Below are 20,224 nucleotides of genomic sequence, written 5' to 3'. Positions count from 1 at the left end.
CCGCCGCACTGGCGGAAACCCGCCACGACGCCTTCTCGCCGCGCACGGTCGAGCCGTTGGCACCACCGGCACCCCGACACTCGTCGCACGCGGAACTTCCCCCGAAGAAGAGAGGCGTGGATGAGGAGCAGAGGACCAGTCGGACGCCAAGCGATCCTCCTGTCCGCCGGGCTCGTGATCGCGTTGCTGCCAACTCCCCCGGCCCAGGCGGCATCTGAGACGCCGTCGGCACCGGCGCGGGCGGCCCGCACGGTGACCCTCGTCACCGGCGACGAGGTCACCGTCACCGACCTGCCCGGCGGGAGGAGGACGGTCACCGTCGAACGCCCGCCGGGCGCCCCGGGAGCCGTCCGCACCCAGACCGACGACGGCGAGATCACCGTCGTCCCGGACGAGGCCCGCCCCTATCTGCGCGCCGGCACCCTCGACCGACGGCTGTTCGACGTCAGCGCGTTGATACGTCAGGGACTCACCGACTCCGCGACGGCCGAACTGCCCCTGATCCTCACCTACGCCAAGGGCGCCAAGGGCGCCCAGACCGTCACCCCGCGCTCCGCCGAACGGACCCGGACCCTGCCCAGCATCCGCGGCGCCTCCGTCGAGGCCCGCAAGGGACGGGAGTTCTGGACGGAGTTCACCCACCGGGACAGCGGCATCGGCAAGGTCTGGCTCGACGGGCGCGTGCACGCCGACATGGCCGAAAGCAACGCCCAGATCGGCACACCGGCGGCCTGGGACAAGGGCCTGACCGGCAAGGGCGTCACCGTCGCCGTCCTCGACACCGGTGTCGATCTCGGCCACCCCGACCTCAAGGACCGGGTCGTCGCCGCCAAGAGCTTCGTCGAGGGCCAGGAGGTCGCCGACCGCGACGGCCACGGCACCCACGTCGCCTCGACCGTCGGCGGCAGCGGCGCCGCCTCCGACGGCAGAGAGAAGGGCGTCGCGCCCGGAGCCGCGCTCGCCGTCGGCAAGGTCCTGAGCGACCAGGGCTCCGGCAGCGAGTCGCAGATCATCGCCGGCATGGAGTGGGCCGCCCGCGAGGTGCGCGCCGACGTGATCTCCATGAGCCTCGGCTCCACCGAGCCCAGCGACGGCACCGACCCGATGGCGCAGGCCGTGAACACCCTCTCCGCCGAGACCGGCGCCCTGTTCGTCATCGCCGCCGGCAACACCGGCGCCCCCTCCTCCATCGGCTCGCCCGGCGCCGCCGACGCGGCGCTCACGGTCGGCGCCGTCGACTCCGCCGACGAGGCCGCGTACTTCACCAGCGCCGGCCCCCGCCACCTCGACAACGCGCTCAAGCCGGACGTCTGCGCCCCCGGCGTCGACATCCTCGCCGCCCGCTCCCAACTCGCGCCCGGCAGCGGCTACTACACCTCCCTGAGCGGTACGTCGATGGCGACCCCGCACGTCGCCGGGGTGGCCGCGCTCCTCGCCGAGGAACACCCCGACTGGACGGGCGCCCGCCTCAAGGACGCGCTGATGTCGACGTCGAAGCGGCTCGACGCCCCCGCCTACACCCTGGGCGCGGGCCGGGTCGACGTGCCCGCCGCGACCGCCGCGACCGTGACGGCCACCGGCAGCGCGGACCTGGGCTTCCACCGCTGGCCGTACGAGGCGGACAAGCCGGTGACGAGGACGATCACCTACACCAACTCGTCCGACACGGACGTGCGGTTGAGGCTCTCCGCGTCCAGCGACGTGGCCGTCCTCGCCGACTCCGAGCTCACCGTGCCCGCGCACGGCACCGCGTCCACCACCGTCACCGGGGACGGCGCCCGGGCCGCCGTCGGCGCCACCAGCGGGCAGATCGTCGCCACCGACGCGACCGGAACGCCCCTCGCCCACACGGCCTTCGGCCTGGTGAAGGAGGAGGAGCGGTACACGCTCACCGTGCACGTCAAGGACCGCGACGGCGCCCCCGCGGCCGCCGATCTCACCGTCCAGCGGCTGGCGGAGGGCGCCGACGCCTCCCCCGAGCGGGTCGGCGACTCCGGGACGCTGCAGCTGCGGCTCCAGCCGGGGACGTACAGCGTGACGTCCTTCCTCGACGTGCGCGGCGGCCACGGCGCCGACTCCCTGGGCCTCGGCTTCCTCGCCGCCCCCGAGATCGTGCTCGACCGGGACCGTGACGTCACCCTCGACGCAAGGACGTTGCGCGAGATCAGGGCGGCCGTCGACCGGCGCGCGGAGACCCGGCAACTGCTCATGGAGTACGACCGCTCGGCGCACGGCAACGATCTGTTCGGGGCCGTCATGGTGCCGGTGACGTACGACAGCGTCTTCGCCGCCCCCACCGACCGGGTCACGCAAGGCACCTTCGAGTACCGGACGGTGTGGCGGCTCGGCCAGCCGCTCCTCGAGGTCAAGGGCGTCGGCGAGGCGGTCGTCCAGCCCGGCTCGACGCTGACCGACGGGCGCTCCAGGCTGCCGGTCGTGGACGTCGGCGACGGACCCTTCACGGGGGCCACGGGCAAGGCGGCCCTCGCCCGGCTCACCGACGGCACCGACCCCGCCGCGCTCGCCCGGGCCGCGCAGGACGCGGGCGTGCGCGCGCTGTTCGTCACCGACGACGCGCCCGGCCGGCTCACCGCCTGGTGGGGCGCGGACGACGGCACCGACCGCCCGTTCGTCATCGCCACCGTGAACGCGGCCGACGCGGCCCGGCTGCGCGCCTCCGGCACCGCCGACATGACCGCGACCCGCGACACGCCCTATGTGTACGACCTGTCGGACGGCCACCCCGGCGCGATCCCGGACCGCGACCTGACCTACGCGCCGACCGGCCGCCAACTCGCCGCACTGGACGTCGCGTTCCACGCGGTGAAGCCGGTCGACGGCGGCGAGTTCCGCTACTCGATCACCGGCGCCTTCCCCATCGGCGTCGGATTCCTGGAGCGGATCGACTACCCCGCCCACCGCACGGACTACGTCTCCACCGCCCCCGGCCAGCTCTGGCACGAGTCCGTGACCGCCGCCTCCGGCGCCCTGGAGGAACGCTCGGGCCTCGTCACCTACCGGGGCGGCACCCGGCCCTCGCTCCACTGGTTCCGGCCCGTCTGGCACCCCTGGCTCGGCACCGGCCTCGGCTGGGGCCAGCAGCGCTCCGGCAGCGTCATCCAGCTCAACACGCCCGGCTGGGGCGACTCCGGGCCCGACCACACCGGGTTCGGCGACGTGTGGAGCGACGAGACCGGCATGACCCAGACCACCGAGGTCTTCCTCGACGGGACGTCGGTCGACCGGCGCCGGGGCAGCGGGGCGTATGTGTGGGACGCGCCCGCCGACGAGCACACCTACCGGGTCGTGACCGACACCGCCCTCGACGCCGGCCGCTGGGAGCTTGCCACCCGGGGCCACGCGGAGTGGACGTTCCGCTCGGCGGCCACCCCCGAGGGCCGGTGGACGTATCTGCCGCTCATCAACCTCGCCATCGACGTGGACACCGACCTCGCCGGAGACGTCCGGGGCGGCACCCGGGTGCCCGTCACGATCGGCGCGGAGTACGTCGAGGGCGCGCCGGACACCGGGACCCTGGCCGGCCCGCGGCTCGACGTGTCGTACGACGACGGGGCGTCGTGGCAGCCGGTGCGGCTCACCAGCGGCCGGGGCGCGCTGACCGTGCCCCGCACCGCGGCGTACGTGTCCCTGCGCGCCTCGGCGGCCGACGACCGGGGCGGCTCGGTGACGCAGGAGATCATCCGGGCGGTGGGGGTGCGCTAGGGCCTCTCTTCCGGGGCGGCGATGCCCTGGACCACCCCCAGCTCCACCAGGTCCTGCGGGCGGATGCGGAGCTGGTCCGCGGTCGCCTCGGCCTCCTCCGGCCGCCGTTTCAGGATCGCGGCGGCCAGTTCGGGGGCGATCACGGAGAAGTAGCTGTCCGGGGTGACCCAGGTGCGGCCCGGGGACGCCAGCGCGAGCGCGCCGCCGGAGCCGCCCTCCCCGACGACCAGCGTGGTGACCGGGATACGGGTGGTGGCCACGGCGCCGAACAGGTCGGCGATCGCCGGACCGGCGCCCTGCCGTTCCGCCTCCGCGTCGTTCGCGGCGCCGGGCGTGTCCACCAGGGTCAGCACCGGGATGCCGAGCCGGTCCGCGAGCCGGATCAGCCGGGTCGCCGTACGGTACCCGGCGGGACGGGTGGCGCCACCGGTCTGCGCCGCGTACGCGACCGTGCGGCCGTCGCGCTCGCCGAAGCCGCACAGCATGCCGTCCGGGTCGCTGCCGCCGCAGCGGTCGCCGCCGAGAGCGGCACGCCGGGTGAAGTAGGCGTCCAGGTAGCGTCCGGCGCGGGGGCGTTCGGGGGAGCGGGCGCGCCGGACGGCGTCCCAGCCGGTGACCGGCGGATCGGTCGCGCCGAGGGCCCCCGGCACAGGAGCCGGGCCGTCCCCGGCACCCCCGTTCGCGCCTCCGGTCAGCAGCCGGAGCCACAGCCCCAGCGTCTGCCGCAGCTCCCCGGGCGGTACGACGGCGTCGACCGAACCCGCCGCCACCTGGGCCTCGGCCGTGTACGCGGCCGGGTCGGCGTCCGGCGGCCGCACCCGGGAACCCGCGAAGCCGATCTGCGCGCCGGGCAGCGCCAGGACCACGTCCGCGCCGGCGCCCAGGGTGGCCCAGCCGCCGCCGGTCGTCGGGTCCCGGACCACGGCGATCTGCGGCAGGCCGGCCGCCCGGGTGAGCGCCGACTCGCGGGCCACGCGCTGGAGTTGGGTGAGGGCGAGCATGCCCTCCTGCATCCGGCTGCCCCCGGTGGCGACCAGCGGGACGACCGGCAGGCGGTGCGCGCGGGCGTGCCCGTGCGCCGCCTCCAGCCGGTCGCCGGTGCGTTCGCCGAGGGAGCCGCCGAGGAAGCCGAACTCGAAGGCGATCAGGACGGCACGGGTGCCCTCGACCGTGCCGGTGCCGCAGACGACGGACTCGGACTCGCCGGTACGGTCGGCGGCACGGGCCCGGGAGGCGCCGTAGCCACGCCAGCCGAGGGGGCCGTCGTCGGCCACACTCGGCGGCGGATACGGCAGTTCCTCGAAGTCGTCGGTGATCAGGGCGAGGGTCGCGCGGGCGCCGGGTCGGTGGGTCACGGGGTCAGGGCCCGCTTCATGATCTTCCCCATGTCGTTGCGGGGCAGGACGTCCAGGTAGCGCACCACGCGGGGCCGCTTGTGCGGGGCGAGCCGGGAGGCCACGTGGTCGGCCAACTCGGCGGCCGCGGGCGGGGCTTGGGGATCGGCAGGGACGACCCAGGCGACGATCCGCTCACCCAGGTCGGCGTCGGGCTCCCCGGTGACGGCGGCCTCGGCGACCCCGGGGTGTTCGAGGAGGGCGTTCTCGATCTCACCGGCGCCGATCTTGTAACCCCCGCTCTTGATCAGGTCGGTGGCCTTGCGGCCGACGATCCGCACATACCCGTCGGGATCCCGCACCGCCATGTCACCGGTGCGGAACCAGCCGTCGGAGGTGAAGGCGGCGGCGGTGGCGTCGGGCCGGTTGAGGTACTCGGTGAAGAGATGCGGCCCGCGCACCTGGATCTCCCCGACGCTCTCCCCGTCGTACGCGCCGATGAGCGACCCGTCCTCCTCCACCAGCCGCAGCTCGACCCCGGGCAGCGGCACGCCGACCGTTCCCGGCCGGGCCTCCCCGTCGGCGCGGATGCTGGTGTTCATCAGGGTCTCGGTCATGCCGTACCGCTCGATGACGCGCCGCCCGGTCGCGGCGGCGATCCGCTCGTGGTCGTGGACGGGCAGCGCGGCCGACCCGGACACCAGCAGCCGGGCCCCGGCCAGCGCCTTGACCAGCTCGGGGTCGCCGTCGAGCGTCTCCGCGAGGCGGTGGTACATGGTCGGCACGCCGAAGAGCATGGTGGCGCCGGTGTTCAGCTCCCGCGCGACACCCTCCGGGGAGAACCGCCCGAGGTGCCGTACGGCCCCGCCCCGCCGCAGCGGCCCGAGCACCCCCAGTACGAGCCCGTGCACATGGAACAGCGGCAGCCCGTGCACCAGCACGTCGTCGCCGGTCCACCGCCAGGCGTCGGCGAGGGCGTCGAGGGTGTGCGCGAGGGCCCGGCGGGGGAGGACGGCGCCCTTGGGCGGGCCGGTGGTGCCGGAGGTGTAGACGACGAGGGCGGGTGCGCCGGCGTCGATGTCCTCGCCCACGAAGGTGAACCGCTCCCGCACGTCGACGTCGATCCGCTCGAAGCCGGCGAGGGCGTCGGGCAGTCGCTCACCGGGAGCCGCCAGCACCGCCCCGGGCGCGCTGTCGCCGAGGATGTGGGCGAGCTCCTTCTCCCCCGACTTCGGATTGAGCGGCACGGCGGCGGCCCCGGCGAGCAGCACGCCTGTCACCCCGACGGCGGTCTCGACGGCCGGGGTGGCCCACACGGCCACCCGCCCGAGCCCTCGGACCCGTTCCGCGACGGCCCCGGCGGCCCCCGCCAGCTCCGCGTACGACAACGACGACTCCCCGAACCGCAGCGCCAGCCGGTCGCCGGGATCTTCGGTCAGGGCCGGAAAGAGAGAAGTCACGGGCGCGCTCCTTGGACTCGGCGGACATCGACGACGTTAGTCTGCGGGAGATCGCTCAGTCGTTTGAGGAGGTTCCTCGCCGTGGCCCGTATCGCGCTCGTCACCTACGACCCCGGGCCCGAGCCCAGCTACGACACGGACCTCCCCCTGCTGGTGCGGGAGCTGGTGGCGGCCGGCGCCGACGCGGAGAGCGTGCACTGGGACGACCCCGGGGTCGACTGGGCCTCGTACGATCTCGCCGTCCTGCGTTCCACCTGGGACTACAGCTGGCGCGCGGAGGAGTTCGCCGCGTGGCTGGAACGGTGCGCCCGGGTCACCCGGCTGGCCAACCCGGTGGACATCGTGCGCTGGAACGCCGACAAGCGCTACCTCGGGCAGCTCGCCGAGGCCGGTGTGCCCACCGTGCCCACCCGCTATCTCGCCCCCGGCGATCCGGCCGACCTCCCCGCCGACCACGAGTACGTGATCAAGCCGACCTCCGGCGCCGGCGCCCGCTTCGCCGCCCGCTACACCCCCGACGAACACGACACGGCCCTACGGCAGCTGGAGCGCATGCACGCCGAGGGGCTCACCGCGATGCTCCAGCCGTACGTCCGCGGCATCGACGTCCGGGGCGAGCGCGCCCTGCAGTTCTACGGCGGCCGACTGCTGCACGCCAGCCGCAAGGGCCCCGTCCTCGCCCCCGGCACGCCCTACGACGCCGACAAGGTCGCCCACCCCGACCTGACGGTCTGGCGGCCGACGGAGGAGGAACTCGCCGTGGCGGAACGCGCGTTGGCCGCCGTCCCCGGCGGCTCCGAGCTGCTGTACGCCCGGGTCGACCTGGTGGACGGGGAGGACGGCCGACCCCGCCTGATGGAACTGGAACTGATCGAGCCGAATCTCTTCCTGTGGCTGCATCCGGGGTCGGTGAGCGGGGTGGTGGAGGGCATCCTGACGGCGGCGGCCAACTGAGTCGGTTCGGGCGGTCGGTCAGCTCGGCTCGGTCACCGTGGTTCGCTGGAGCAGGCCCCAGGTGAACTCGGCGGCCACCCGTCGCCGTACGCCCTCCGGGTCCGGCGCGGTGAAGGCGAGGCCCCAGCGGGTGGGGGCGGTGCCCTCCAGGGGGCGGGCGGGGGCGAAGGCGCGGGCGACCTCGTCGACCGTGCAGCTCCAAGGGGTGAGGTCGGCGACCGTGCGCAGGGCCGGGGGCGGGACGCCCGGGGCGCGGACCAGCCACTCGTTCCAGACCGTGCCGTCGGGGGCGAGCAGTACCTCGAAGCGGAGGTCCGGCCAGAGCGGGACCGGCCAGAGCCAGGCCTCGCAGTCGAGGTCGCCGACGCGGCGGGCGACGGCCGACTCGGGGGCGCCCAGGACCGAGCGGTAGCGGGAGGCGGCGGGTCGGGCCCTCGGGGAGCGCAGCATGGCCTGCCACCGCTTGTTGGCCTCCCGCATGCCGGCGATCGAGACCCCCAGCTCACGCCGGGCGTCCTCCACCCGCTCCGGGTTGTGGTCGGCCATGCGGCGCAGGAGGACCAACTGGAAGTCGAGAGCGGTGAACGGGGGCTTCGCGGGCGGCATGTCAGTCATCGTCGCTCACGGGAGCGGCGGGGGCGAGGAGGGCGGTGAGCTGGGGGATGAGGGTCAGGGCGGCGGGGTGATGCCGGCCGATCGCGGCGAGGTCGTTGATCCAGGCCCGGGTGGCGTCGGGGTCGCGGGTGTGGGCGGAGGCCAGCAGGGTGGCGGCTGTGGACCCCTCGCCGTCGACGGCCGCGGCGACGGCCGCGTGGAACTCGGCTGCGGCGGTGACGTGGTGGTCGGCGGGGACGGTGACGGCGAGGTACGCGGTCAGTCTCAGGACGGCGGCGTCGGGGCGGCGTGCCGCGGCCCGGAGGACGTCCGGAAAGAGGGATGGTTCGGCCAGGGCGTCGAGCGCGGGGCCGTGGGCGTCCCGTTCCGCGAGGGCCAGGAGGGCCCGTGCCTGGAGGACGCGGAGGTCGGGTTCGCCGTCGGTACCGTCCGAGCCGATCGACAGCGCTTTCCGGACCACGTTGCCCAGCAGGTCCTCGCGGCGTTCTTCGAGAAGGGTGCGGCGGGTCTCCGGGGTGCCGTCGACGAATGTGCGGGCCAGCATCGTGTGCAGGAGCGGCCGATAGGCGGCCTCCACTCCGGCGGTGCGGGCCATGTCGCGCAGGGCGCGGTAGCGCTGGGCCTCTTCCTCGTCCACGCCGAACAGGGCCTCCTCGACGGCGTCGTCGGCATCCGGTGAGAGCAGCGCGGGGTGCTCGGCGAGATGGTCCCGTTCCGCCTCGTAGCTCCGCGTGTCGAGCCAGCCCTGGGCCTGCGCCAGCAGTTCCGGGTCGACGGTGAGCCAGAGGGGAAGGTCGTCGCCGGTGAGTTCGCGCCAGGCGGTGTCGAACGCGTCGGGGGCGGCGGCACGGTGGCGGCGTGCCGCTGAACGCAGGAGGCGGAGAACGACGGTGTCCTCCAGATCGGCACTGCCCGTCGAGTCCCCCAGCCGTTGTCCGGCTTCCACCAGCCACCCGGTCGCACCCGGGTGTCCGGGCTCCGCGTACATCGAGCGGGCGATGAGCAGATACGCCGCCGTGCCGGGCGTGGTCTCGCCGATGACCTGCTCCCAGAGCCGCTCGGCCGACCGCTCGGCGTCCGTACCGGGAACGCTGGCGTTTTTCAGGGCGCGCGCGAGAGCGGGTCGGTACTCGAAGTCCTCTTCGGCCATCGGCAGGTACAGCTCGACGGCTTCTCGTGTCGCCTCCCACGCTTCGGTGAGGCGTCCCACCTCGCGGTACAGGCTGCCCAGGTTGCTGAGGGCGATGGCGAGCCGGGGGAGGTGGAGCCGGTTCTCGGCGGTGAGGAGTCGGCAGAGGCCGACGGCTTCTTCGGCCGGAGGCACGGCGTCGGCGGGGCGACCAGCCGCGCTGTAGCGGTTGGCGAGGTTGAAGAGGGCCCGAGCCAGGTTGCGGAGGTGGGCCGGGTTGTCCCGGGTGAGGGGGCGGAAGAGGCTGATGGCTTCCTCGGCCGCCGCCACCGCTTCGGCTCCGCGTTCCTGGCGGTAGAGATTGCCCAGCGCGCTGGCGAGGTTGTTGAGGACCCCAGCCAGGTCCGGGAGGTGGGCCGGGTTGTCCCGGGCGAGCGGGCGGTAGATGCCGACGGCTTCCTCGGCCGCCGTCACCGCTTCCTCCCGCCGCTCCGCTTCGCTGTAGTGGTTGGCGAGGTTGCTGAGGGCCCGAGCCAGGTTGGGGAGGTGGGCCGGGTTGCCCTGGGCTAGGGGACGGTAGATGTCGACGGACGTCGCCGCTGCGGCCAGCGCTTCGACGGGGCGCCCTACCAGCCTATAGTGATCGCCGAGGTTGTTGAGGGCCATGGCGAGGCTGGCCAGATGAAGCGGGTTCTCCTCGGCCACGGGGCCGTAGATGCGGACGGCCTCCTCCGCCGCGGCCACGGCTTCGGCGTGGAGTCCCGAATTGCTGTAGTGACTGCTGAGGTTGCTCAGGGCCTGGGCGAGACCGGGGCGGTGGGCGAGGGGGTTGTCCTCGGCGAGGCGCCGGTAGAGGGCGACGCACTCCTCCGCTGCGGCCAGCGCATCGGCGTGGCGTCCCGCGTTGCTGTAGTGACGGCCGAGGTTGCCCATGGCCACCGCAGTGTCGGAGAGGTGGGCGGGGTTCTCCTCGGCGAGGGCGCGGAACAGGCCGAGTGCTTCCTCCGCTCTCGTCAGGGCTTCGGCGGCCCGTCCCACACCGTCGTAGTGGTTGGCGAGGTTGCCGAGCGCCATGGCGAGCTGCGGGAGGTGGGCGGGGTTGTCCTCGGCGAGGGAGCGGAAGAGGTCGACGGCCTCCTCCGCCAGGGGCACGGCTTCGGTCACGCGTCCTACGTCGGAGTACCAGTTGCCGAGGTTGGTCATGGTCCTGGCGAGCTCCGGGCGGTGGGCCGCGTTGTCCTCGGCCAGGACCCGCTGCAGGCGCAGGCCCTCCTCCGCCACGGGGCCGGCGTCGGCGAAGCGCCCCAGGTCGACGTAGCGGACGACGAGGTTGTTCACCACCAGCGCGAGGTCGGGCAGGTAGGCCGAGCTGGTGGCGACCAGTTCGCGGTAGAGCTCGACGGCCTGCTCGGTGCTGCGCAGGGCCTCCGTCAGGCGTCCCAGGCTGCGGTAGCAGATGCCCAGGTTGCTCAGAGCCGTGGCCCGGGCGGAGATGTACTCCGGGTGCTCCTCGGCCAGAGCCGAGAACAGGGTGTACGCCTCTTCCCCCGCGGCCAGGGCTTCGGCGGAGAGCCCCGCCTCCGCGGAGTAGTTGCCCAGGTTGTTCAGGGCTCTGGCGAGTTCCGGCGCGTGCGCCGCGTCGGTCGTGGCCAGCCCGCGCCATACGTCCACCGCCTCCCGCCCGGGTGTCACGGCGGCGATGTGCTGCCCCCAGTGCTGGAACCGGTTGGCCACGAACTCCGCCGCCATCGCCACATCGGCCCGCAGGCTGCCCGCCTCCCCGGCCAGCGACCGCAGCAGATCGAGCCCCGCCGGTCCGGCCGCCGCCGCGTGACGCCACCCGTAGTACCAGAGGTACGACGCCCGCGGAGCCGGAGTCCCCCCGTCCAGCACCTCCCGGTACCGCTGGAGCAGCACCCGGGCCACGTCCAGCGCCCGGGGGTCGAACGGCTCCTCCGACGACCCCCGGTGCGGGGGCCGCAGATGATCGGCCAGGCTCTGGTGGGCCATCCGGTACACGGCCTCCCCGTCCGCGCCGTCCACCACGATGTGTCGCCCCAGCTGGTCCAGCACCCAGCTGATGTCGTCCCGGGTGACCTCGACCCCCTCCGGCGCCTCCAGCCCGGCCACGCACAGCCACTCCTTCTCCGGGAACCCGGCACCGTACGCCCAGGTGAGGGCGCGCAGCAGCGACCGGGCCAGAACAGCGGGCGCCGGGCCCTCGGCCCCCGCCCCGCCTGTCGCCCCGCCCTCGTCCGAAACCTCCCGCCCCGGCGCCGGAGCCACCGCCGCCAGGTCCCTGTCCAGGGCGTCCTCCACCGAGTGGCTGACCCGCTCCTCCCACCCGTCCGCCGCCGTGTCCACCGGAGCCGCCGTCAGCTGGTCCGCGACCAGTCGGGCCAGCAGGAACGTGTGCTGGGCCGGGGCCGCGTCCGCCCCGAAGAGATGTTCCGCGACCGCCGTCGCGTCCATCCGCGCGTCGACGTCCCGCAGCCGCAGCCGTACGTAGTCGATCAGGTCGGCCATGGACTGCCGCCGCACCTCGGAAGCGTCCAGGTCGATCGCGGCGCCCTGCGGGGCCAGCGTCTCCACCAGCGAGGGGGCCTCCTCGCCCCGCCGCATCTCCCGCGTCGACACGATCACCACGGCGTGCGGGGCCAGCCGTACCAGCAGATCGTCGGCGAAGGTGAACGCCTCGCCGCGCGCCTCGTCCAGCCCGTCCACGACCAGCACTGGCGGCGCCGCCCCGTCCTCGACGGCCCGCTGCACCTCGCCCACCAGCTCGCTGGCGTTGCGGCGGGCCTCCTGCGCGGTCAGCACCCCGCACCGCACCAGCTGCGCGGCGAGTTGCTCGGCCGCCAGGTCGGCCGTGAGCCCCCGGGCGTGGACATGCGCGGAGACGGACCGCCGCGCCGGCAGCTCATGGCTCCAGGGGTGTCCGTCCGCCAGGAGCCGTTCGCGTTCCTCGGGGTTGGACAGGCTGACGACCCGCCCCAGGATCGCCGACTTGCCGGTGCCGGCCGAGCCGGTCACCACGTAGAGGCCGGGGCGGCGCCCGCTCACCCAGCCGACGACCGTGTTCACCTGCTCGGTGCGCCCGGTGAACAGGGACGGCGCCTCCAGCGGGGCGCCGCTGCGCGCCGCCCGGAGCAGATGCGCGACGACCTGCTCGGGCGCCCCGGGCCGGTACAGGGGGTTCGGGAACATCCAGGACGCGTTGCCCCGGGACTGGAAGTCGGGGGACTGGGCGGCGCTGTTCCACTCCTTGACGACGGCGTCGCAGACGTCGTCGCCGCGTACGTACCTGTTGTGCGGCGACCAGCGCACCCGCAGCTCGGGCGTCGTGGGGCCGTGGGTCAGGATCGTGCGCAGGCGTTCCCCGAAGAGTCCGTCGCGGGCCGTCTCCGGGGACAGGCAGGAGGTGATGACGCCGACCCACACCTGGTCGGCGTCGTTCGTCTGCCGGGTGATCTGGGTGGCCACCTCGCTCGCGGAGATGGCGTCGCCCGAGAAGCAGGTGTCGAAGACGAAGAGGAGCTGGTTCGCCCCGGCCTCGGCGGACAGTCCGACGACGTCGGCGACACCGATGCCGGCGACCGCGCCGGAGCGGCTGTTGCGGGCCAGCAGCCGCAGGCCGGCCGAGGAGGGGCGGGCGTGCCCGCTCCACAGCACGACCAGGGGGCGGTCGGCGGGCAGGGTGTGGTCGAGCGACTCGAAGAGGGCGCGTGCCTCGGCCTCGGTGGGGTTCTCCAGCAGCTCGCCGTCGAAGGCCTCCCCGAGCAGTTCGCGCAGGGCCACGACATCGCTCACGGCGTGGGCGAGCGGCTTGGGCGCCCGTTCGTCGTCGTACTTCCCGACCCCGATCCCGACGAACTGCCCCGTGATCACCGCCGTACCCCCGTCGACCACCGCCGTACCCCCGTCGCTCGGTCCCGGCAGCACACTAGGGCCTTTCTTTCGGATCTGGCCGGCTCCGACCGACGGCTCCTCCTGGTCGGCCCGAGCGGGGTCTGGTGCGTGCAGCTGCAAGGCGGAGGAGGGAGTCGACGCGGAGCGTCGGCGAGTGACGACAACGCCGCAGATGTGCGTGCCAGACCCCGCGACCCCGGCAAGATCCGAAAGAGAGGCCCTAGGGCCCGAAGGCCGCTGTCCGTGCCCGTCCCACCGAAAACGGAACGTGCTCCGGACACGCCCATTGCCCGGCGGACCCTCTATGTCTAGCCTGTGTTCGTCATCCCGATCGTCTGTTGAAATTTCGAACGCTACAAGGGAGGGGGCCGACCGTGGGACGCCTCGTACCTGCCGTGACCCGGGCTCTGGACATTCTGGAGCTGTTCCTCGACGGGGACGGGACGCTCTCCGCCCCCGACATCGTGCGCAGGCTCCAGCTGCCGCGCACCACCGTGCACGAGCTGGTCACCACGCTCGCCGCCCGGTCCTACCTCGTCCCCGTGCCCGGCCAGCCCGGCCGCTACCGGCTCGGGGTACGGCCGTACCAGCTCGGCAGCCGCTACGCCGAGCAGCTCGACCTCGCCGCCGAGGGCCAGCAGGTCGCCCGCTCGGTCGCCGAGACCTGCGACGAGACCGTGCACGTGGCCATCCTCGAAGGCACCGACGTCATCTACATCGCCAAGGTCGACTCCACCCACGCGGTGCGCATGGTCTCCGCGGCCGGACGCAGGCTGCCCGCCCACTGCACGTCCGTCGGCAAGATGCTGCTGGCCTCCCTTCCCGAAGCGGAGCTCGCGGCGCGCATCCCCGACGGCGCGGAGCTGGTCGCCATGACTCCGAACAGCATCACCGACCCGGCGGCGCTGCGCGAGGCCCTTGCACAGATCCGGGCGCGGGGCCTCGCGGTGGAGAACCGGGAGTCCAACCCGGACGTCAGCTGTGTGGCCGCGCCGGTCCGCGACCGCACCGGCCAGGTCGTCGCGGCCCTGTCGATCTCCGTCCCGATGATCCGCTGGAGCGACGAGCGGCGCGGCGAGCTGGAGCAGCTGGCCGTCAAGGGCGCCGCCGAGCTGTCCGAGAACCTCGGCTACCGGAGCGTGGCATGACGGCCCCGGCGTACGAGGTCGCCGTGCGCGCCGAGGCGACCCTGGGGGAGGGGCCCACCTGGGACGCGGCGCGCGGCCGGCTGCTCTGGCTGGACATCCTCGGCGCGCGCGTCCACACGTACGACCCCTCGACGGGCCGGCGCACCGTCCGCACGACCGACCAGCACGTGGGCGCCGTCAAGCCCCGGGCGAACGGCGGCCTGGTCCTCAACCTGCGGGACGGGGTCGCCCTGCTGGACCCCGACGACACCCTGCGCTGGCTGCACTACGAGCCGGTCCCCGGCCGCCGCGCCAACGACGCCGCCGTCGCCCCCGACGGCTCGCTGTGGGCCGGCACCATGCGCTACGACGAGGCACCGGGCGGCGGCACGCTGTCCCGGCTCACCGGCGACGGCACGGTCGAGGTCGTCCTCGACGACGTGGCCGTCAGCAACGGCACCGGGTGGAGCCCCGACGGCCGCCTGATGTACTACGTCGACTCCCCGACCCGCCGCGTGGACGTCTTCGACCACGAGGCGGGCCGGGTGTCCGGCCGCAGGCCCTTCGCGGAGATCGAGGAGGGCGCGGGCTTCCCCGACGGCCTGACGGTCGACGCGGACGGCTGTGTGTGGGTGGCCCTGTGGGACGGCGCAGCGGTACGCCGCTACACGCCGGACGGCCGGCTGGACCGCGTCATCGAGCTGCCCACGCCGAGAGTGACGGCCTGCGCCTTCGGCGGCCCGGACCTGACCGACCTGTACATCACCACGGCACGGGTGGGCCTGGACGCCCCGCACCCGCTGGCGGGCTCGCTGCTGGTGGTACCGGCGGCGGGCAAGGGCGTGGAGCAGCCTCCCTTCGCCGGGTGACGAGACGTGCTCAAGGGGCGCGGGAACCCTCCACGAACCCGCGCCCGACCCACTACACCAGTCCCGCCCTCTTCAGCTCGTCCTCGGTCAGCGGCGGAGCACTGAGCTGGGGCTTGAGGGGCCCCACAACAGCCGCGGCCAGCACCGACGGCGTCAACAGCACCCCCGACCCCCGCTCCAGCGACGTCACATCCGTCACCCGCCGGGCGATACGCCCGTTGCCCGTGGCCGTCCGCATCAACCGGTTGACGTACCCCGCGACCATCCGGTCCCGCGCCGAAGGCCCGCCCGCGTAGAACACGTCCTGACTGATCGCCAGGTCCCAGGCGGCCCCCACCGGCCGGGCCACCGCCTTCTGGAGCCGCCGGGACAGGCCGACCGCACCCCATCCATGACGCCGTATCACATCCCGTACGGCCAGGGCGCTTTGCGCGGCGACCGCCATTCCGTGCCCGTACACCGGGTTGAAGGCGGCCAGCGCGTCACCGAGCACCGTGAAGTTCTCCGGCCACGCCCGCGAACGTTCGTAGAGGTACCGCCGGTTGACGGTGGACCGTGTGAAGGACACGTCGGACAGCGGCTCGGCGCGCTCCAGCAGTTCGCCGATGACCGGGTGGCGCAGTCGCTCGCGGGCGAAGCCGACGAAGTCGGCGTTCTCCGGGGAGGGTTCGCCGCCCCGTGTGCCGGACAGGGTGACGATCCAGCGGCCGTCCTCGATGGGCAGCAGGAAGCCCGCCCGTCCGGGGCCGTTCTCCCCGGGGTCGGGCTGCACATTGACCACCGGGAAGGACTCCCGTGCCGACTCGGGGGCCAGATAGAGCCGGCTCGCGTAGGCCAGCCCGGTGTCGACCTCCCGCCGCTCCGGCTCCGGAAGCCCCAGCTCGGCGAGCCAGTGGGCCGCCCGGGAGGCCCGTCCGGTGGCGTCCACCACCAGCCCGGCCTCGACGACCCGTTCGTCTCCGGCGACCCGCACCCGTACCCCGGTCACCGCCCCGGCCGTCCCCGCCAGCCCGACCGCCTCCGCCTCCTGGAGCACCTCGACCCGCCCTCCGGCGAGCACCTCCCGCCGTACGGTCGCGTCGAGCAGGTCGCGCCCGGCGAGGATCACATGGTGGGACTCCGGCCAGCGCCGGAACCAGCCCTGCGGGCCCAGCGCCACGATGTCCGTGGTCACCGGGGTCCGGCGCGCCCCGGCGGCCCGGAGCGCCTCGGTGACGCCGGGCAGCAGCTCCTCCATCGCCCGTACGCCGCCCGACCACAGCATGTGCGCGTGCCGCGCCTGCGGCAGCCCCTTGCGCGGTGCGGCACGCTCCGGCAGCGCGTCCCGCTCCACCACGACGACCCGTTCGGCGAACTCGGCCAGGGCGTGTGCCGCCAGCATTCCGGCATGGGAGCCCCCGAGGACGACGGCGGTTCTGGCGGGGGTGGAACGGTCAGTCATGCGCGGAAACGCTCTCTGCCGGGGCGGTCGCCTGCATGCGCATGCGCACCGCCGTGATGTCGACGGGACGGCGAAGTGCTCGGGACACGGCCTGGATCTCCCGCAGCAGATACGTGGTGTCCGCGCCGGAGTTTTCAGGGGTGTCCGCCGTACTCGATGAGCCGGATGAACCCGAGGGGCCGGATCCCCCCGGCGGGCGGCCGGGCTCCGGGGTGTCCTCCTTGGCGGCCACCGCGTCCAGGATCATCACGGCCGCCCCGAACGCCCGCGCCCGGGCGGGCGGATGGCCGAGGGCGCGGGCGGCGTCGTGGGCCCGGGCGCACACGCCCTCGTCGAGATACCGGGACAGCTGGAGCAGGGCGTCCCGGATGAACGTCTCGCGGCGGATCAGACGCAGCTCGGACGTGGCGTGCGGGGAGAAGGGCTCGCCGCGCCCGCCGGACGCCCTGCGCATCAGCCGGTACAGCGGGCGCAGGCCCCAGTGGCGGCCGCGCACCCGCCAGCGCTCGTGCAGATACTGGCCGACGTGCGGGACGATGAAGCCGATCGCGACGAGGGTCGCGGAGACGCAGGCGGCGGACGGCGCGAAGCTGGTGCTCAGCCAGTCCAGGTCGTGGCCGGTCCAGCGGGCGACGACGGCGGTCAGCTTGGACGCGTCGAACGCCAGGTTCGTGGCGTATCCGACACCCAGCAGGCGCAGTCCCCAGCGCAGCCAGCCGTCGAGGCCGTCCGTGCGGATCCAGTTCCAGATCAGCCGGGCCGTGACCGAGCAGGCCACGGTGTGCGCGATCAGATAGGACACGATCATCTCGCGCATGTACGGCGTGGTGGCGTAGTACGTGTCCAGGTCCCGCAGCCGCTCCACGGGCGCGTCGGCGAGCGCGAACAGCACCCACACGGCGACCACCACGCCGGCGTAGACCGACACCACCCACCGGGTCGCCCGGCGGGTGCGGTCCGAGCGGTCGTCGATGCCGTTGCGCCAGGCGATGATCAGCAGCAGCCAGGACGCGCACAGCGCGGTGATCAGCGAATACACCCAGGGTGCCGAGATGTTGGGCACACCGGTGACCCGGTTGGTCCAGGCGATGGTCCGGGGCGCGGCGAAGACGAACACGGCGCAGGCGAACAGCAGCAGTCCGCCGACGGCGCGCAGCAGCGGGTCCCGCCACATCCTGATGATGCTGGGCAGCTTGATCGCCAGCGCGGCGGTGAGCACCAGGGTGGGCAGCCAGAAGGAGACGCGCAGTCCGGCGAAGAACGCGGCCGGGTCCTGGGCGAGGGGGACGGCCGCGGTCACCGCTCCGTCCCTCTGCGCCCCCGATAGCCCATCGACCGCTGGACCGGGCCGGGCGGGCGCCGCACGGCGTCCCGGTGGGCGAGGTAGGGCCGTACGGCGGCCGCCAGCCGGTGGCCGAAGTCGTCCGCCGCCGCCTCGTCGGCCTCGCGCGAGCCGTTGCGGGCGGCCACGGCGAGGGCGAGGTCGCGCCAGCCGGGGCGGGCCGCGAGGGCGTGCGCGGCGGCCGCGTGGTGGTCGCGGTGGCCGGCGTGCAGATGCCACAACTCATGGCCGAGGATGACCAGTTGCTGGATGTCCTCGGCCCGCTCCTCGACGATGACCAGGTCGAAGTCCGCGAACTCCACCCACAGTCCGGTCACGTCCAGTTCGTCGGGAAACCTCTCGAAACGCAGCTCGACGGGCCGCCCGCCGCGCCGTGCGCCCATGTGCGCGCACAGCGCCCGGCACAACTCCCGTACGTCCGCCGGGGGATGCGGCAGAGCGCGGGGCGCGGCCGCCAGGTCGCGGGCCAGCGCGCGCATGGCCGGGCCGGTCCTGGCCCGCCGCAGCGCGCCCGCGATGTCCATCCCGTCCCCCTTCTCGCCGCCGTACGACGGCCTGTTCGAGATTAGTGGGCGGGACGGGGGCGCGTCACGGGTTGCCGGGGAACCGTCACAGAAAGCGCTCGCACGTTCCTGGCCATTGACGTTCGACTGCTTCGAATCTACGGTCCCGTTCGAAGTTACGAGCGCAAGTCGAAATATCGAACGACGCGGAAGGAAAGCATGAGCACCGCCCGCTTCACCCTCGACCCCGCCTTCACGGTCGGCCAGGTCAACCCCCGTCTCTTCGGCTCCTTCGTAGAACACCTCGGCCGCTGCGTATACACCGGCATCTTCGAACCCGACCACCCCACGGCGGACGCCGAAGGCATCCGCCAGGACGTCCTCGAACTCGTCCGCGAACTGGGCGTCACCGCCGTCCGCTATCCCGGCGGCAACTTCGTCTCCGGCTACAAGTGGGAGGACTCCGTCGGCCCCGTCGAGGACCGCCCCCGCCGCCTCGACCTCGCCTGGCGCTCCACCGAGACCAACCGCTTCGGCCTCTCCGAGTACATCGCCTTCCTGAAGAAGGTCGGCCCCCAGGCCGAGCCCATGATGGCCCTCAACCTCGGCACCCGGGGCGTCGCCGAGGCCCTGGAACTCCAGGAGTACGCCAACCATCCCGCCGGCACGGCCCTGTCCGACCTCCGTGCCGCGCACGGCGACAAGGACCCCTTCGGCATCAAGCTGTGGTGCCTGGGCAACGAGATGGACGGCCCCTGGCAGACCGGCCACAAGACCGCCCAGGAGTACGGCCGGATCGCCGCCGAGACCGCCCGCGCGATGCGCCAGATCGACCCGGGCGTCGAACTCGTCGCCTGCGGCTCCTCCAGCCAGTCCATGCCGACCTTCGCCGCGTGGGAGGCCACGGTCCTGGAGGAGACGTACGACCTCGTCGACTACATCTCCCTGCACGCCTACTACCAGCCCGAGGACGGCGACGTCGACTCCTTCCTGGCGTCCGCAGTCGACATGGAGTCCTTCATCGAGAACGTCGTCGCCACCGCCGACCACATCGGCGCGAAACTGAAGTCGAAGAAGAAGATCAACCTCTCCTTCGACGAGTGGAACGTCTGGTACATGTCGAAGTGGCACGAGATCGAGAACTCCGGCGCGCGGGACTGGGCGGAGGCCCCCCGCCTCCTGGAGGACAACTACAGCGTCCTGGACGCGGTCGTCTTCGGCTCGCTCCTCATCGCCCTGCTGCGGCATGCGGACCGCGTCGCCGTCGCCTGTCTCGCCCAGCTCGTCAACGTCATCGCCCCGATCATGACCGAGCCCGGCGGCCCGGCGTGGAAGCAGACGACCTTCTTCCCGTTCGCGCAGGCCGCGCGGTACGGCCGTGGCCAGGTCCTGGACGTCCGCGTCGACTCACCGACGTACGAGACGAAGAAGTACGGCGAGGCCGACCTCCTGCACGCCACCGCCGTACGCGCCGAGGACGGCACGGTCACCGTGTTCGCGGTGAACCGCGATCGCACGCGGCCGCTGCCGCTCGAAGTCGCCCTCAGCGGGCTGGACTTGACGCGGGTCGTCGAGCACAGCGTCCTCGCGGACGCCGACCCGGACGCCCGCAACACCCTGGCCGACCCGGAGCGGGTCGCCCCGCACACCGTGGACGGCACGACCCTGACCGACGGCCGCCTCACGGCGACGCTGGAGCCGCTGTCCTGGAATGTGATCCGGCTGGCGTAGCAAGGGAGCCGGGACGATCGCCGGGTGGCCGCGACGGGCCGCCCGGCGGCCGAAATACGTTTTCGATCCCATTGTCGTACGACCTTC

The 20,224-nt window shown here is 73.6% G+C and carries 12 protein-coding genes; 5 read left to right on the top strand and 7 right to left on the bottom strand.

All coding sequences use genetic code 11. The features are described 5' to 3' along the window. Nucleotides 1-120 precede the first annotated feature (120 nt). The gene (locus tag ACZ5NW_RS12100) at nt 121-3,723 is read left to right on the top strand and encodes a S8 family serine peptidase (RefSeq protein ID WP_468743702.1); all 3,603 of its coding nucleotides are present in this window, start codon (nt 121-123) and stop codon (nt 3,721-3,723) included. Here the strand turns inward: ACZ5NW_RS12100 and ACZ5NW_RS12095 are convergent. Beyond that, nucleotides 3,720-5,078, bottom strand: a complete 1,359-nt coding sequence (locus ACZ5NW_RS12095) for a carboxyl transferase domain-containing protein (protein ID WP_468743701.1) — start codon at nt 5,076-5,078, stop codon at nt 3,720-3,722. The two genes, ACZ5NW_RS12100 and ACZ5NW_RS12095, sit on opposite strands and share 4 nt — an antisense overlap. Then, nucleotides 5,075-6,517 (bottom strand): acyl-CoA synthetase, encoded by a 1,443-nt coding sequence (locus ACZ5NW_RS12090; RefSeq protein ID WP_468743700.1) that lies wholly within the window; start codon nt 6,515-6,517, stop codon nt 5,075-5,077. The genes ACZ5NW_RS12095 and ACZ5NW_RS12090 overlap by 4 nt, the downstream gene beginning before the upstream one ends. Before the next feature lie 81 nt (nt 6,518-6,598). Here ACZ5NW_RS12090 and ACZ5NW_RS12085 point away from each other — a divergent pair, with 81 nt between their 5' ends. Next, nucleotides 6,599-7,471 (top strand): ATP-grasp domain-containing protein, encoded by an 873-nt coding sequence (locus tag ACZ5NW_RS12085; protein WP_468743699.1) that lies wholly within the window; start codon nt 6,599-6,601, stop codon nt 7,469-7,471. A gap of 18 nt (nt 7,472-7,489) precedes the next feature. Here the strand turns inward: ACZ5NW_RS12085 and ACZ5NW_RS12080 are convergent, their stop codons facing one another. Both ACZ5NW_RS12080 and ACZ5NW_RS12075 read right to left on the bottom strand, forming a co-directional pair. Continuing rightward, the gene (locus ACZ5NW_RS12080; RefSeq protein ID WP_468743698.1) at nt 7,490-8,077 is read right to left on the bottom strand and encodes a hypothetical protein; all 588 of its coding nucleotides are present in this window, start codon (nt 8,075-8,077) and stop codon (nt 7,490-7,492) included. A 1-nt stretch (nt 8,078) separates the two neighbouring features. Next, nucleotides 8,079-13,157: a tetratricopeptide repeat protein gene (locus ACZ5NW_RS12075; protein ID WP_468743697.1), complete on the bottom strand. Its 5,079-nt coding sequence runs from the start codon at nt 13,155-13,157 to the stop codon at nt 8,079-8,081. 341 nt (nt 13,158-13,498) lie between these two features. Between ACZ5NW_RS12075 and ACZ5NW_RS12070 the strand changes: the two genes are divergently transcribed. Further along, a complete protein-coding gene (locus ACZ5NW_RS12070) occupies nt 13,499-14,272 on the top strand; it encodes an IclR family transcriptional regulator (RefSeq protein ID WP_468743696.1) in 774 nt (257 codons plus the stop codon). After that, nucleotides 14,269-15,120 carry an SMP-30/gluconolactonase/LRE family protein gene (locus ACZ5NW_RS12065; RefSeq protein ID WP_468743695.1) on the top strand — a complete coding sequence of 284 codons (852 nt, stop codon included), beginning with the start codon at nt 14,269-14,271 and terminating at the stop codon, nt 15,118-15,120. Before ACZ5NW_RS12070 ends, ACZ5NW_RS12065 begins: the two co-directional genes overlap by 4 nt. 52 nt (nt 15,121-15,172) lie before the next feature. Here the strand turns inward: ACZ5NW_RS12065 and ACZ5NW_RS12060 are convergent, their stop codons facing one another. The 3 genes from ACZ5NW_RS12060 to ACZ5NW_RS12050 are packed head-to-tail and all read right to left on the bottom strand — an operon-like array spanning nt 15,173 to nt 18,427. Then, complete coding sequence (locus ACZ5NW_RS12060; protein WP_468743694.1) at nt 15,173-16,561, bottom strand: NAD(P)/FAD-dependent oxidoreductase; 1,389 nt, start codon at nt 16,559-16,561, stop codon at nt 15,173-15,175. Next, on the bottom strand, nt 16,554-17,861 hold the full coding sequence (locus ACZ5NW_RS12055) for an MAB_1171c family putative transporter (RefSeq protein WP_468743693.1): 1,308 nt from the start codon (nt 17,859-17,861) through the stop codon (nt 16,554-16,556). The genes ACZ5NW_RS12060 and ACZ5NW_RS12055 overlap by 8 nt, the downstream gene beginning before the upstream one ends. After that, nucleotides 17,858-18,427: a toxin-antitoxin system, toxin component family protein gene (locus ACZ5NW_RS12050; RefSeq protein WP_468743692.1), complete on the bottom strand. Its 570-nt coding sequence runs from the start codon at nt 18,425-18,427 to the stop codon at nt 17,858-17,860. The genes ACZ5NW_RS12055 and ACZ5NW_RS12050 overlap by 4 nt, the downstream gene beginning before the upstream one ends. 198 nt (nt 18,428-18,625) lie before the next feature. On the opposite strand from ACZ5NW_RS12050, the gene arfA reads away from it, so the two are divergent. After that, on the top strand, nt 18,626-20,137 hold the full coding sequence (gene arfA / locus ACZ5NW_RS12045) for an arabinosylfuranosidase ArfA (RefSeq protein WP_468743691.1): 1,512 nt from the start codon (nt 18,626-18,628) through the stop codon (nt 20,135-20,137). Nucleotides 20,138-20,224 lie beyond the last annotated feature (87 nt).

The organism is Streptomyces sp. NPDC032126 (assembly GCF_055580085.1).
This window is presented reverse-complemented; position numbering and strand designations above follow the sequence as displayed.

What these genes read in the sequence shown, in the direction of transcription:
- ACZ5NW_RS12100 (WP_468743702.1), top strand. Translation starts at nt 121, where the DNA reads ATGAGGAGCAGAGGACCAGTCGGACGCCAAGCGATCCTCCTGTCCGCC.
- ACZ5NW_RS12080 (WP_468743698.1), bottom strand. Translation starts at nt 8,077, where the DNA reads ATGCCGCCCGCGAAGCCCCCGTTCACCGCTCTCGACTTCCAGTTGGTC.
- ACZ5NW_RS12065 (WP_468743695.1), top strand. Translation starts at nt 14,269, where the DNA reads ATGACGGCCCCGGCGTACGAGGTCGCCGTGCGCGCCGAGGCGACCCTG.
- ACZ5NW_RS12060 (WP_468743694.1), bottom strand. Translation starts at nt 16,561, where the DNA reads ATGACTGACCGTTCCACCCCCGCCAGAACCGCCGTCGTCCTCGGGGGC.
- ACZ5NW_RS12050 (WP_468743692.1), bottom strand. Translation starts at nt 18,427, where the DNA reads ATGGACATCGCGGGCGCGCTGCGGCGGGCCAGGACCGGCCCGGCCATG.
- arfA (WP_468743691.1), top strand. Translation starts at nt 18,626, where the DNA reads ATGAGCACCGCCCGCTTCACCCTCGACCCCGCCTTCACGGTCGGCCAG.